This window comes from Moellerella wisconsensis ATCC 35017, from assembly GCF_001294465.1.
Lineage (GTDB): Bacteria > Pseudomonadota > Gammaproteobacteria > Enterobacterales > Enterobacteriaceae > Moellerella > Moellerella wisconsensis.
Map to the genome: position 1 here is coordinate 125,289 of NZ_LGAA01000006.1, position 14,839 is coordinate 140,127.

Consider the following 14,839-nt stretch of genomic DNA (forward strand, 5'->3'; position numbering starts at 1 on the left):
GAGCGGGAAACGTTGATGTCGAATACATATGACTCCTCAAGTATCAAGGTATTAAAAGGGCTGGATGCGGTGCGTAAGCGCCCGGGCATGTATATCGGTGATACAGACGATGGTACAGGCTTACACCACATGGTCTTCGAGGTTGTTGACAACGCTATCGACGAAGCCCTCGCAGGTCATTGTGATGATATCGTCGTCACAATCCATGCAGATAACTCAGTCTCAGTTCAGGATGATGGACGTGGTATTCCTACCGGAATACATGAAGAAGAAGGAGTTTCGGCGGCGCAAGTTATCATGACCGTCCTGCATGCGGGAGGCAAATTCGATGATAACTCCTATAAAGTCTCCGGCGGTTTGCACGGTGTAGGGGTATCTGTTGTTAACGCCTTGTCTGAAAAACTGGAACTGGTTATCCGTCGTGATGGTAAAGTCCATGAACAAACTTATCGTCATGGTGAGCCACAAAGTCCATTAGCCGTCGTCGGTGAAACTGATTTGACCGGAACCATGGTTCGCTTCTGGCCAAGCCATGAGACCTTCAAAGGCATTACCGAATACCAATATGATATTCTCGCTAAACGACTGCGTGAACTGTCATTCCTGAATTCAGGCGTATCCATTCGATTAATCGATGAACGTGATAATCGCCAAGATCATTTCCATTATGAAGGTGGTATTAAGGCCTTCGTCGAATATTTAAGTCGCCATAAAACGCCTATCCATCCAAATGTTTTCTATTTTTCTACAGAAAAAGACGGCATTGGCGTTGAAGTCGCTATGCAGTGGAACGACGGTTTCCAAGAAAACGTCTATTGTTTCACCAATAATATTCCACAACGCGATGGCGGAACCCACTTAGCGGGTTTCCGTGCTTCAATGACCCGTACCATGAATGCTTATATGGAAAAAGAGGGTTATCAGAAAAAATCCAAAGTCAGTGCAACCGGTGACGATGCCCGCGAAGGTCTGATTGCAGTTATTTCTGTTAAAGTACCCGATCCTAAATTCTCCTCACAAACCAAAGAAAAACTGGTGTCATCTGAAGTTAAGACCGCGGTCGAAACCCAAATGAACGAGAGATTAGTTGAGTATCTGTTGGAAAATCCATCAGATGCTAAAATTGTCGTCGGTAAAATTATCGACGCAGCTCGTGCGCGTGAAGCCGCACGTAAAGCGCGTGAAATGACCCGCCGCAAAGGAGCTTTAGATTTAGCGGGTCTGCCAGGCAAATTAGCTGATTGCCAAGAACGTGACCCAGCATTCTCTGAACTGTATTTAGTGGAAGGGGACTCTGCGGGCGGCTCGGCAAAACAAGGCCGTAACCGTAAAAATCAGGCTATTTTACCGCTGAAAGGTAAAATTCTGAATGTCGAAAAAGCGCGTTTCGACAAAATGCTGTCATCTCAAGAAGTCGCAACACTAATTACCGCATTAGGTTGTGGTATTGGCCGCGATGAATATAATCCAGATAAACTGCGTTATCACAGCATTATTATCATGACGGATGCTGATGTCGATGGTTCGCATATTCGTACCTTGCTGCTGACATTCTTCTATCGTCAAATGCCAGAAATCGTCGAACGTGGTCATGTCTATATCGCTCAACCGCCTCTTTATAAAGTGAAAAAAGGCAAGCAAGAGCAATATATTAAAGATGATGATGCCATGGACGCTTATCTAATTTCTATCGCCTTAGATGGCGCAGCACTGCATTTAAGTGCTGATGCTCCACCAATGAAAGGTGAAGAATTAGAAAAACTGGTGGTTGAATATAACGCAGCACAGAAAATTATTCATCGCTTAGAACGTATCTATCCTAAAGCACTGCTACACAGTCTAGTTTATCAAACTACGCTGGTCGAAGATGATCTGAAATCACCAGAAAAAGTCGAGCAATGGGCGCAATCTCTCGTTAAACGTTTAAGCGATAACGAAGAGTTTAGCAGTACCTATAGCTATACCATTAATGAAAACCGTGAACGTCAAATGTTTGAACCGACGATCCGCATTCGTACTCATGGTATTGATACTGACTATAATCTGGACTTTAACTTCGTGCATGGCAGTGAATACCGTCGTATTACGCATCTGGGTGATTTAATCGCCGATCTAATTGAAGATGGTGCTTATATTGAACGCGGTGAACGCCGTCAAAATGTCAGTAATTTTGAAGATGCTCTAGCCTGGTTAAGCAAAGAATCACGCCGTGGTTTAGCGGTACAGCGCTATAAAGGGTTGGGTGAAATGAACCCTGATCAATTGTGGGAAACCACAATGAACCCAGAGACTCGCCGTATGATGCAAGTCACGGTTAAAGATGCTATCGCTACCGATCAGCTATTTACGACATTAATGGGTGACGCGGTTGAACCTCGTCGTGCATTTATCGAAGAGAATGCGCTGAAAGCGGCGAATATCGATATCTAATCTGTTGCTAGTCGCCGTAAATATAATAACCCCATCAGTTTTACTGGCGGGGTTATTTTTTATAGCAATTATATGGTGAGATGATAGCCGCAATTTACGTCGTTTTACCTAATGCTTGCCCACGAAGTTTTGCTGCTTTAGCTGGAGAAACCAACGTAAAATAAGAGATCACAGTAAAAACTAACACTATACAGCCAAGGATCAGGTAAGTGCCTTGAAAACCAACTTTTTCATATAATTGGCCGGTAAAAATAGACATAAACATAATCGCCAATTGTTTAAAAAAGCAGAAGCACACTAAATAGATAGTGGCAGAAAACCTAACTTCAAATACGGTAGTTATATATTTAAAGCAACCCACAATTAAAAATGGCACTTCAAACATATGCAGTGTTTTCAAGATCACCACTTCAACGGCCGAGGTAGCAAATGAAGAGCCTAAAATACGAACGGCCATAATCATACCGGCAATTAATAACCCGTTCTTCGCACCAATACGGTTGATAATTACCGGTGCAAAAAACATAATCGTTGCGTTTAATAGCTCGCCTAATGTGGTCACATAACCGAAGACCCGTATTCCTTGATGAGGCGAATCAAAAAAACCGACAAAGAAATTAGCAAATTGCTGATCAAATACATCGTAGGTACAAGAAACCCCAACTACAAATAAACTTAAAAACCACAGATTACGATCTTTAAATAATAAGAAAATCGTTTTTAAGGTAAAAGGCTTCTTATTTGCGCCCAGCTCATTAGCTACTAATGCGCTACTATCAGCCTCAGGTTTAGCAAAGAATAATAATATCGCCAGTAAAATTGCGCAGACTGATCCCATCCAAAAAACAAATTGGTCATTGATAGTCATCATAATGCCAGCAATAGAGGCACAAATAGCCCAACCAATGCAGCCAAATAAACGTGCACGACCAAATTCAAAATGGCTTCTGCGGCTGACTTTCTCTATATACGCCTCAATGACTGGTGCACCGCCGTTATAAATAAAACCGAGATAAATTCCTCCAACTATCGAGGCTAAATAAATATTAACTTGCAGTAATGGCCCAAACACAAAAATAAAGAATGGACCAAACAAAACCAACATACCTGTAATCACCCACAGAAGATGTTTTTTAAGTCCTAATTTATCCGATAACACCCCAAATACAGGCTGGAACACTAAAGAGAATAATGAGATGCTGGCAAAAATTATCCCGGTTTCGCCCTTGGTGACATGGTTAACATCTGCCAACCAAATGGGGAAAAATGGAAAATAAGCCCCCATAATGAAAAAGTAGAAAAAGAAAAAGCTACCAAATAACCAAAAGTTTTTATTTTTCATGTAATACATAGCTAGGATCCTTTTGGTTAGCCTATTGACATGCTTGGCGCTGCCACGTTATCTGATATTGATAGTGATTATCCACCAGCAAATATTCAGGACGAACGCTCGGACTCCAGGAATCATCCCCACCAATTCCCATGTGCCAGCCATCTATATTGACCCAACATCCCGGCTCTTTATGCAATAAATGGCGATGCGATGTTTCCATCAATTGTTGCTGGCTATATTGGCTCACACCGAAATGGAAATGGCCGCTAAATTGATGTTCTGCTAACTGTAATTGGCGTGTATCACAACGCAGTCCGTTTTCCGATGGAAAAATATAACCGGTATACAGATCATCTAATGGCAATGTCCAAGCGCTAAATAATGCACCACTTTTACGATCGGGATAGTTTTCAAACGGGCCTCGGCCGAGCCAAGATACTGATTCTGGCACGCGATTAATGCAGCAACTTAAACCAATTCTTGCTGGCTCCGCATAACCTTCCGCAATATCAACACTGACGTCGATGGACATTTGATTATCGTGAGTTAAACGGTAATTTTTACGGCTGATAAACAAACAAGGCTCTGACTTCTGGAGTGGAGATTGAGATAAATAACGATGGATGGTGCGAACTAAAACGCCATCACTCAAATGTTCAACGCTAAAATAATCCAATACAGTAGAAAGTTGATAATGCCCCGCTCGCTTCCAACGTTCTACCCACGCATTAGGATCAATTCTATCCACTTCGCTGACACCAATATCGTTATCCAACGGAGCTCGGGTAAAATTATCTCTTAACGGCGATAATAATCCCGCCTGATCCTGCTGCCACCATTGAGTTAATTCTCCACTCGTTGAGTTAAATACCCAGCGAGAATCGCCTATAGTGATATTCACTTCCTCATCCTGCGTACCGATTTCAGCCTTAATTGGCAATTTTGGCGCAGTTATATCCCTCGGTTGAATATCTATTTTTGAAAGTAATGGCCATTGCTGCCACGCCGTTTTTAACTTTGGCTCGGACCAAGCTGTCGCTTGTGGTTGAATAACTTCGACGATTAGCCACAGTTCACCGTGCCCCGTGATTTCTGGCTGAGCATCAATAATTAACGTTTGTTGACTTTGAGGGGCAATATTAAGAATTTTTTCTCCTGAACAAAGTGTCTGTCCATTCCATTCTAAACGCCAAATAAGTAATTCGTTATCGGTATGGCGGAACAAGAAATCGCTCGTTACCTTGATGGTCAGAGGATGTTTATTGACTAATTCAAAAGTAAAAAACTGTTGGGCGTGTTTAGCCTCAAATAATGACGGATGCGGTGTTCTATCCGGAAAAACTAATCCATTAAGACAAAATTGGCGATCATTCGGCGTATCATTAAAATCACCACCGTAAGCGTAATAACGCTGTTCATTGTCTTGTTTGGTTAACGCTTGATCAACCCAATCCCAAACGAAGCCACCTTGTAAACGTGGATACTGACGAAAAGCCGCCCAGTATTCAGCAAACCCACCTAAACTATTCCCCATAGCATGGGCATATTCACATAAAATTAAAGGTCGTGATTCATTCGGTAGGCTGATCCACTTTTTAATCGACCATTTAGGCACTTGAGGGAATGGCTGATCCTGATCAACACGAGAATACATTGGACAAATAATATCAGTAGCCGCGGTATTAGCACCGCCCCCTTCATACTGTACGGGGCGGCTTGGGTCACATTTCTTCACCCATTGATACATCGCATCGTGGTTATTACCATAGCCGGATTCATTCCCCAGAGACCAAATAATAATAGATGCGTGATTACGATGGTTCAGCACTAAGCGTGTCATTCTGGCCATCATGGCATTTAGCCACATCGGATCATTAGACAATCGGCTCATTGGCGTCATACCATGAGTTTCAATATTGGCTTCATCGACAACGTACAAACCATAGCGGTCGCAAAGTTTATACCACAAGGCATTATTCGGATAATGAGAGCATCGAACCGCATTGAAATTATGCTGTTTCATCAACAGAATATCTTTCAACATGGTGGCTTCATCCATCACTTGTCCATTTTCAGGGTGATGTTCATGTCGATTAGTTCCACGGATTAATAATGGCTGACCATTAACGGTTAATAACCCATTTTCAATCGCAACTCGACGTAAACCCACATCACAGCCTTCAAACTCAATAGCCTGACCCTGCTTATCTAATAGGGTTAGTACTAAGCGATAAAGATGCGGAGTTTCTGCACTCCAAAGCAACGGTGAGTTAACCGGCAGTGTTAAGCTGACGCTGTCATTATAACAACCTCTTTCATCGATAATTTCACTGCCTAAAAATGATTGCTGTGAAGCCACTCGCGTATCTTGCCACCACAACTCGGCCCGAACTTGTAAAGAATCCAATAATACGGCTTCACAACTTACCTCAGCAGTAATAATTACTTCACCGGCAGTAAGTGCTTCATTTAATATAGTTTGCACCCGATAATCAGAAATATACTGTGCAGTTTTGTGCTGTAAGCTCACATCACGGAAAATACCGCTCATGCGCCACATATCCTGATCTTCCAGATACGTTCCATCACACCAACGCAATACCATGACCGCCAAGCGATTTTCGCCGACTTGTAGATATTCCGTTAAATCGAATTCCGCAGGTAACCGACTGTCTTGCGAATATCCCACCCACAGTCCATTACACCAAAGATAGAACGCAGAATTCACTCCATCAAAAACAATATGCTGATATCCATGTTGTAACTCATGCTCAGACAGGGTCAGTGTGAGCGAATAACAACCGGTAGGATTTTCGGCGGGAACATATGGAGGGTTTACCGGAATAGGATAAGTCACATTAGTATAAATCGGATTATCATAGCCACTTAATTGCCAATTAGATGGAACAAAAATATCATCAGCCTGTACTAAATCATGATGAACCCATTCACTAGGCACCGATTCAGGATGACTGAAATAACTGAATTTCCATTGACCATTCAGGCTTTTGACCTTATTGCTCGGTTGATCCTCACGCGCAGACACTAAATCACACCAACAATGCAGAGCAGTGTGTGCAGGTAGTCGATTAAATTCGATGATGGCCGGATTCTCCCAATCACGACGAGCAAGGACTTGGACTAAATCTAAATTTTTATGATGTTGTTGTGACATAACCGTCATCTCCGCTAATAGCTAATGTTATACGCTCACATAACTAATTAAACTGACAGATGGCGAGATTTTGTAAAGTAGAGGATCAGAAAATAAGGGTGTGGCTCACAGTTTATACAATAAATAATGTAATTAATGTGTCGATAATTGGCCTGTTATCACAAGAATGTTTGTTTATAATTCCGACAACTGCTCTGCAATTCGGTGTAATTGCTGCGCCAACTGAGCTTTATTGGCAGGATGGGCGGGCAAATATTCAGCTGTAGTTTGCCGAATAATCAACTCAGTCGATAAAATTGTTTGATGGGTATTACGGATAAGCGACCCCGTAGGATCCTGCCGCCGTGATAAGTGTTCTATTATCACTTCCGTCGCTTTACAACCTAATAATTCGAAATCTTGCCTAATGGTAGTTAAAGGGGGATAAAAATAGGCACTATCATCAGTATCATCATAGCCAATTACCGATATTTGATGGGGAATATCAATTCCCGCCTCGTGTAAAGCTCGCAAAACCCCTAATGCCATCTCGTCATTAGCGACCAAAATTGCGCTCGGTCTATTCTGATAAGCCAGAATTTCGCAGCCTAAACGATAACCCGATGCCGCACTCCAATCGCCTTCAAGTAGACAAAAAGGCCGAATATTTTCCCTGTTTAAGACCTTTATCCACCCTTTAAGCCGCAATTGTGCGGAGATAGAGGATGTTGGCCCTTGAATAAGAGCAATGCGTTGATGCCCTAACTCAAGCAAATAACGTGCCCCTTTTTCTGCCCCTTCAGTAGAGTTGGTCATTATCGATAACAGTGGGGTTTCAGGATCAATATCGAGAAAAGCAATCGGCGTTTCACCACATAGCGAATCAATTTCCATCGCTTGAGATTGAGTTAATGGAATATTAATTACAATTCCATCGACACGCTGTGACAATAATTCGTTAATTGCTTTTCTTACGTCTAAAAAATCAAGCGTTTGTGTCATTGAGATAACCACGCTATATCCCAGCTTATCCGCATGTTTCTTAACCGCAGAGGCGATTTTAGAGGGAGCATGAAGCGCGAGATCTATTGTCGCAAGCCCTAAAGTATAGGTTTGTTTACCGGCTAACTGTTGGGCGACGCGATTGGGAATGTAATTCAGTGTTTCCATGGCAGAGAACACTTTCTGGCGAGTTTTTTCAGCCACAGAGGCAGAATTATTGATCACACGAGAAACGGTTTGATAAGAGACCCCAGCTAATGCGGCCACATCATTCAACGTTGTCAATTTTTGCGACATCTTCATTCTCCCGTTTGGTAAATCAGCGAGTAATTATTTACTCTTTATGACCCACTTGTTATCCCTATCAATGGGTAAATTAATTCCGATAAAAAATGGCTCCCAATCATGGCAGCCATTTTATGCAATGTACAATGTAAAGACTAAAAATTATAGCAGGATATTAAGCATACGGCGCAATGGCTCCGCGGCTCCCCACAATAATTGATCACCGACCGTAAAGGCTGACAGATAGTCTGGCCCCATATTGAGTTTACGTAAACGTCCCACCGGTGTAGCTAACGTTCCAGTAACGGCGGCTGGCGTCAGTTCACGCATACTTATTTCGCGCTCATTAGGAACAACTTTAACCCAGTCATTATGCGCGGCTAAAAGCTGTTCAATTTCGTGTAGAGGAATATCTTTTTTCAATTTCAGCGTAAATGCTTGGCTATGGCAGCGTAACGCACCAACACGAACACACAAACCATCGATAGGGACAATATTGCTGCCAGTATTTAATATTTTATTGGTTTCTGCCTGGCCTTTCCACTCTTCGCGGCTTTGTCCATTATCGAGGCGTTTATCAATCCAAGGAATTAAACTCCCCGCTAAAGGCACACCGAACTCATCACAAGGCATCGCACCATTACGAGTAAAATCAGTAACTTTCTTTTCAATCTCTAAAATAGCTGAAGCTGGATTTTGCAACTCTTTAGCTACCTGAGCATGCAATGCGCCCATTTGAATTAACAGTTCACGCATATTGCGTGCACCCGCGCCAGATGCAGCTTGATAGGTAGCAACCGATGCCCATTCAACTAAGTTATTAGCAAATAAACCGCCTAAAGACATCAGCATCAGGCTAACGGTACAGTTACCGCCAACAAATGTTTTAATCCCTTGATTCAATCCCGCATCAATATGCTGACGGTTAACAGGATCAAGAATGATGGTGGCATCATCTTGCATACGCAGCGCAGAAGCCGCATCAATCCAATATCCATTCCACCCGCTTTGGCGCAATTTAGGGTATACCAAATTGGTATAATCACCACCTTGGCAGCTGATAATAATATCGAGTGCTTTCAACGCATCAATATCATTAGCATCCTGCAAGGTTCCACGATGACCGCCATAAGTGGGTGCTTCTTCGCCCTGCTGAGAGGTAGTAAAAAATACCGGATGAATAGCGTTAAAATCACCTTCTTCGACCATACGCTGCATTAATACGGAGCCAACCATGCCACGCCAGCCGATAAAACCTACATTTTTCATTATATTATACCCTGTCCGAACATTGCTTATCGATATTAAACTCATCATGTTTTATCCCTAAATCCCATGACAAGAGTGCCCTGAATTTGTCATTTTCTACCATACTGAGGCCATCTAGTTCAAAGTTCCAAATAACACTCCGTGATAAAAAATAAAATTTCTCTTTATGCTCAAAATACCTTGAGTTGTCGCCGAGTTATCCCACTCTAAACCATTAATTGCAGCAATATCCCGGGAACGTAAAGTACAGAGAATTCATTTAAGCTGACAAAATATTAATCAGAGTGCAAGCAAATTTAATCACTATCAGCGGTAAGATTAGTAATAACGCTAATAATGCAGAGGAAATAGAGATTGCAGTAACATATTACTGCAATCTTGATTACATAGTTTTAATTCAACAGATTAATAACATAAGAATTTAATAACAGAGCTAACCATGTAACGAGCTTAGGATGAATAATAAATAACAAAAATTAAGATTTATTTTTTCCTCCTTGCACCGCTTTAAAGCGCGGATTAGTTTTGCAGATAACATAAACACGTCCTCGACGACGAACAATCTGACAATCTGGATGACGGGTTTTAGCGCTTTTTAATGATGTTAATACCTTCATAATTGACCTGTTTTTATTTCCCATAAATGAAGCTGCCGATGTCATTATGTTATAACATAACATAATGATCTTGGGAATATCCATATCAGAAATATCTACACTGGGAATATCACAATATAAAAATAGCCTACATAATTTTTACGGTACCCAATACCGTTAAAATAAAACGTTATAGCCGTTAATATAATAATTGTGTAACTTTTATCGATTAAATAACCAATACATATTTACAGGCGGGAAAATATTAATAAGTGTAACTACAAATAAAAATGTATTATTTAAAATAAATAGTAATCCGACTTAAAAAACATATCTATAGATGCTCAAAAGTTCGGCGAATTATGTCATAATAAATTAATGGCTGTCAGGTGCTGTATTGTTTGGATAAATCTAACCCAACGATACCTGACAATGTATCCCAGGTAACTAAAAAAGAGATTGTTATGTATTATGGTTTCGATATGGGTGGCACCAAAATAGAACTTGCTGTTTTTGACAACGACCTGAATCAAATTTGGCAAAAACGTCTACCTACGCCAAAAGAAGACTATCAATTACTATTAAATATCTTTAAAACACTCACTGATGAAGCCGATGCCCTATTTAATTGTCAGGGTAAAATTGGCGTAGGTGTGCCTGGGATAGTCAATCACCAACAAGGAACTGTATTTACTACTAATGTTCCTGCCGCTCAATATAAACCATTAATTAAAGACTTAACCGAAAAACTGGGTCGCCCAGTAAAAGTTGAAAATGATGCTAATTGCTTCGCGTTATCCGAAGCTTGGGATAAAGAGTTTATTCAATACCCTACCGTATTAGGTTTAATTCTTGGTACGGGTGTGGGTGGCGGCTTTGTCATTAATGGCAAAGTATTATCCGGTAAAAATGGTATTGCCGGTGAAATCGGTCATATGAATCTCACCTTAGAAGCGAATAAAATATTAGGTGATCGAGTACCACAAATTGTCTGTGGTTGTGGAAAAATAGGCTGTTTTGAAACCTATTTATCTGGCCCAGGTTTTGAACGCCTCTATTTTTCATATACCGGAGAAAATATATCTGCGGTTGATATCATCCAGCATTATCATCAAGGTGAGCAAGACGCCATTTTGCATGTTGAACGTTATATGAATGTGCTCGCCATGTATCTAGGTAATATCGTGACCATTTTTGATCCCGATTTATTAGTGATTGGCGGTGGATTATCTCAGTTTGATGAAATTTATCGCTTATTACCTGAAATATTGCCTCGGCATTTATACAGCATCGCTGAATTACCGGCTATTGAAAAAGCTCGACATGGAGATTCTGGCGGCTCCCGTGGTGCTGCGTTTCTTCAATTAGGCGGATAACACAAATCGACGCAGAATGTCACTGAACATTCTGCGTCGATTAAATTTTTATTTTCTTCCGGCGCCATTAATTTTCCGTTCTTAATCCAATAAATATTTCCCCTAACTAATTTATATATTTATTCTTTTTACTATTTAACTCTCATTAATTGTATTTAATTTAAATAATTGACTTAAATACTCGATTTAATAAATCTTGATATGCCATTTATAATAAAAACAATAGAATATATTACTATTTAGAGATTAGTCCGATAAAAAACTATCACTAAATAGTAATATAATTTAAAGTCTAATCACCTTGAAAATTTAATGCATCTACTCGAGAGAGAGTCCATGGCTTTATTTTTGCAAAATTGTTTAACCTTCCCTAGCATTATATTTAGCGGACTACTCATTATTGTTATTTTTTATTGGCTATGTGCCGCTGTTGGCCTTCTCGATATTGACCTTTTCCACCTTGATGCAGCAGATTATTCTATCGATGCTAGCCACGGAATTGATACCACTGGGTTTGCAGGCTGGTTGACTAAACTCGGATTAGCAGGGATCCCCATTACTATTATTTTAACCTTATTTACCTTATTTGGCTGGTTGCTCAGTTATTTTAGTGTTCATTGGTTTGTTCGTCATATTGATATTATCTTTTTACGTTATTTAGTGGGTTTCATCGTTTTATTGATTACTGCATTTATTTCTCTTCAGTTAACCGCTATTTGTCTCAAACCTATTCGGAATAAATTAATCAAAAATACCCATCATAAAAGTGTTAATGACTTAATAGGGAAAATAGCTATTGTTCGTTCAGGACAAGTTAATGAAAGCCGCGGAGAAGCCATAATGGAAGACGGTGGTGCAGGATTAATCTTACAAATAAGGGCATCATCCTCCGACAATATTCAACGTGGCACACGAGTAGTTATTATTAGCTATGATCCAGTAACCCATAGTTATCAGGTCGTCACCGAAGCGGAATTTTCGCACTAATTACCTTGCCATACTGCAGTAAATTGCTCTCTTGGCAGTATGGTTTTATATGCAGCTATTCAGTTTATTAATTTAGCTTTACCCCAAAGACAATGCCTATTGCTACTGACCTCATGGAGAAACAACTATGGAACTGGCTAATTTAATGCCATTTTTTACGATTATCGGGGTGATTATACTGGTGATCATCGGCTTTTTTGCCTTATTCAAAGCTTTTTATATTAAAGTCCCTCAAGGGACTGCGTTAATTGTGAACGATATGTCATCGCAGCCTAAAGTCCATTTCACCGGCGCACTCGTTTACCCAGTAATTTACAAAAAAGAATTCATGCGGATCTCTTTGCTAACCTTAGAAGTGGATCGCCGTGGTAAAGATGGATTAATTTGTCATGATAATCTGCGAGCGGATATTACTGTGGCATTTTATCTACGAGTTAATGAAACCACCGAAGATGTCTTAAAAGTAGCAAAAGCTATCGGCGTTGAACGAGCCTCAGACCATCAAGCTGTTAGCACCTTATTTAGCGCAAAATTTTCAGAAGCGCTGAAAACTGTCGGTAAGCAATTCGAATTATCCAAGTTATTTGAAGATCGACAAAATTTCCGCGACCGCATTGTCGATGTGATTGGTAAAGATTTAAATGGTTATGCGCTCGAGGATGTGGCGATTGACTATTTAGAACAAACGCCTAAATCTGCACTCGATCCAAACAATATTTTTGACTCTGAGGGTATTCGAAAAATCACCGAAATTACGGCGATTCATAATATTGAAACCAACCAGAAAGAACGCGACCAAGAACTGGCTATTCAGAAGAAAAACGTTGAAACCCGCGAAGCTAGCTTAGCATTAGAGCGCCAACAAGCAGATGCAGAAGCTCGGCAAAAACGAGAAATTGATAATATTCGTTCCCGTGAACAAGCAGAAACGCTGCGAGTTCAAGAGGAAGAGCGCTTAAAATCAGAACAAGCACGCATTCAGACTCAGCAAGAAATTGAAATCCGCGAAGAAAATAGAATGCGCGAAGTAGAAGTTGCCCAGCAAAATAGAACTCGCGCCGTCACGATTGAAGAAGAACGCGTTACCCGCGCTCGTGAGCTCGAAATTGTCGCCCGTGAACGCGAAGTTGAATTGCAGCGGATAGAAAAAGAAAAAGCGTTAGAAGAAGAACGTAAAAACATTGCCAGTGTGATCCGCGAACGTGTAGTCGTAGAAAAAACAGTCGCCCAAGAAGAAGAACGGATTAAAGAAGTACGCGAAGTGTCGGAAGCCGATAGATTACGCCAAGTCACGGTAATCAATGCGCAAGCCGAAGCTGAAGAATCAATGGTTCGCCAAGTTAAAAAAGCCGAAGCTGATGAGGCCAGCGCTAAACATAAAGCTGAAGAAATCAGTACCATGGCACAAGCTGAATTAGAAGCCTCTGCCAAACAGGCTGAATCCAAAAAACGTCTCGCTGAAGGGATTGAAGCAGAACATGCGGCCTTAGGATTAGCCGAAGCAAGAGTACGCCAAGCGACAGCCGAAGCAGAAGAAAAAGAAGGGCTAGTACAAGCCAATATTACCGCCGAGAAACTGCTGGCTGAAGCTCGCGGTTTAAAAGAAAAAGGCATGACTGAAGCCCAAGTTCAAGAAGCCAAAGCAGCAGCAGAGCAAAAACAAGGATTTGCTGAAGCCAAAGTGCTGGAAGAAAAGCTGTCAGCCCAAGCACGAGGCGAAGAACAACAGGCCAATGCTAAAGAAAAATTAGGTTTAGCAGATGCTAAAATCATGGAAGAAAAGTTGGCCGCGCAAGCACGCGGTGAAGGTCAATTAGGCGCAGCACAAGCGGAAGTTATTCGCCAACGTCTGAAAGCCGAAGCGGATGGGTTAACCGATAAATTCAAATCAATGGATCATCTTAGCGATACTGCTCGCGCGCATGAAGAATTCCGTATGCGCCTTGAAAAAGAATTTGAGCAGTCAATGGCTTCAATTGCTGCCAATAAAGAAATCGCGCGAGAACAAGCGGATGTACTCGCAGCTGCACTGGCAAAAACTAACATCGATATCGTCGGCGGCGACGGTAGCTTCTTTAATACTTTCTCAAAAGCTCTCAGCTTGGGCAAAGCGGTTGATGGATTTATGGATAAAAGCAGTTATGCCAAAGAAAGCGTTGAAAAACTGCTCAATTATAAAAAAGACAGTCAATCTGTCGATATTGCCGCTTTACTGCAAAATCCTGAAGTTCAAGAGTTAGTTACCCAATTTATGGCGGCCAATAACGCCAAAAATACGCTACCTAAGCCGGTCCAACCTAATAAGCCAGAGAAATCTAGCGACGATATTTAGTGGCTCTTTTTTGCCATTCTCACTATCTCCGGCAGAAGCAGAAATAGCCTGCCGGAGAGATTCGGGTATACATTA

9 protein-coding genes are annotated in these 14,839 nt (G+C 41.2%); 4 read left to right on the top strand and 5 right to left on the bottom strand.

Translation table 11 applies throughout. The features are described 5' to 3' along the window. Positions 1–15: 15 nt before the first annotated feature. Positions 16–2,430 (top strand): DNA topoisomerase (ATP-hydrolyzing) subunit B, encoded by a 2,415-nt coding sequence (gyrB, locus tag M992_RS03020; RefSeq protein WP_053907266.1) that lies wholly within the window; start codon positions 16–18, stop codon positions 2,428–2,430. A gap of 94 nt (positions 2,431–2,524) precedes the next feature. On the opposite strand, the gene M992_RS03025 is transcribed toward gyrB, so the two are convergent. The 5 genes from M992_RS03025 to ykgO form a co-directional block, all read right to left on the bottom strand. Further along, positions 2,525–3,781, bottom strand: a complete 1,257-nt coding sequence (locus tag M992_RS03025; RefSeq protein WP_053907267.1) for an MFS transporter — start codon at positions 3,779–3,781, stop codon at positions 2,525–2,527. Positions 3,782–3,803: 22 nt separating this feature from the next. Then, positions 3,804–6,938, bottom strand: coding sequence for a beta-galactosidase (locus tag M992_RS03030; RefSeq protein WP_134473596.1), 3,135 nt, complete (start codon positions 6,936–6,938; stop codon positions 3,804–3,806). 174 nt (positions 6,939–7,112) lie between these two features. Next, a complete protein-coding gene (locus tag M992_RS03035; protein ID WP_053907269.1) occupies positions 7,113–8,216 on the bottom strand; it encodes a LacI family DNA-binding transcriptional regulator in 1,104 nt (367 codons plus the stop codon). A 150-nt stretch (positions 8,217–8,366) separates the two neighbouring features. Beyond that, positions 8,367–9,473: an aspartate-semialdehyde dehydrogenase gene (gene asd, locus M992_RS03040; protein ID WP_047254786.1), complete on the bottom strand. Its 1,107-nt coding sequence runs from the start codon at positions 9,471–9,473 to the stop codon at positions 8,367–8,369. A 476-nt stretch (positions 9,474–9,949) separates the two neighbouring features. Next, entirely contained in the window at positions 9,950–10,090 is a 141-nt protein-coding gene (gene ykgO / locus M992_RS03045; RefSeq protein ID WP_053907288.1) for a type B 50S ribosomal protein L36, read from the bottom strand. Positions 10,091–10,533: 443 nt separating this feature from the next. Between ykgO and nagK the strand changes: the two genes are divergently transcribed. From nagK to M992_RS03060, 3 genes are all read left to right on the top strand, one after another. Further along, complete coding sequence (gene nagK / locus M992_RS03050) at positions 10,534–11,445, top strand: N-acetylglucosamine kinase (protein ID WP_053907270.1); 912 nt, start codon at positions 10,534–10,536, stop codon at positions 11,443–11,445. A 336-nt stretch (positions 11,446–11,781) separates the two neighbouring features. Further along, entirely contained in the window at positions 11,782–12,432 is a 651-nt protein-coding gene (locus tag M992_RS03055; RefSeq protein ID WP_053907271.1) for an OB-fold-containig protein, read from the top strand. 127 nt (positions 12,433–12,559) lie between these two features. Further along, positions 12,560–14,764, top strand: a complete 2,205-nt coding sequence (locus M992_RS03060) for a hypothetical protein (protein ID WP_053907272.1) — start codon at positions 12,560–12,562, stop codon at positions 14,762–14,764. Positions 14,765–14,839 lie beyond the last annotated feature (75 nt).

Excerpts from the sequence above, each read along its gene's own strand:
- M992_RS03030 (WP_134473596.1), bottom strand. The coding sequence starts at position 6,938 with ATGTCACAACAACATCATAAAAATTTAGATTTAGTCCAAGTCCTTGCT.
- asd (WP_047254786.1), bottom strand. The coding sequence starts at position 9,473 with ATGAAAAATGTAGGTTTTATCGGCTGGCGTGGCATGGTTGGCTCCGTA.
- nagK (WP_053907270.1), top strand. The coding sequence starts at position 10,534 with ATGTATTATGGTTTCGATATGGGTGGCACCAAAATAGAACTTGCTGTT.
- M992_RS03055 (WP_053907271.1), top strand. The coding sequence starts at position 11,782 with ATGGCTTTATTTTTGCAAAATTGTTTAACCTTCCCTAGCATTATATTT.
- M992_RS03060 (WP_053907272.1), top strand. The coding sequence starts at position 12,560 with ATGGAACTGGCTAATTTAATGCCATTTTTTACGATTATCGGGGTGATT.
- ykgO (WP_053907288.1), bottom strand. The coding sequence starts at position 10,090 with ATGAAGGTATTAACATCATTAAAAAGCGCTAAAACCCGTCATCCAGAT.
- M992_RS03035 (WP_053907269.1), bottom strand. The coding sequence starts at position 8,216 with ATGTCGCAAAAATTGACAACGTTGAATGATGTGGCCGCATTAGCTGGG.
- gyrB (WP_053907266.1), top strand. The coding sequence starts at position 16 with ATGTCGAATACATATGACTCCTCAAGTATCAAGGTATTAAAAGGGCTG.
- M992_RS03025 (WP_053907267.1), bottom strand. The coding sequence starts at position 3,781 with ATGTATTACATGAAAAATAAAAACTTTTGGTTATTTGGTAGCTTTTTC.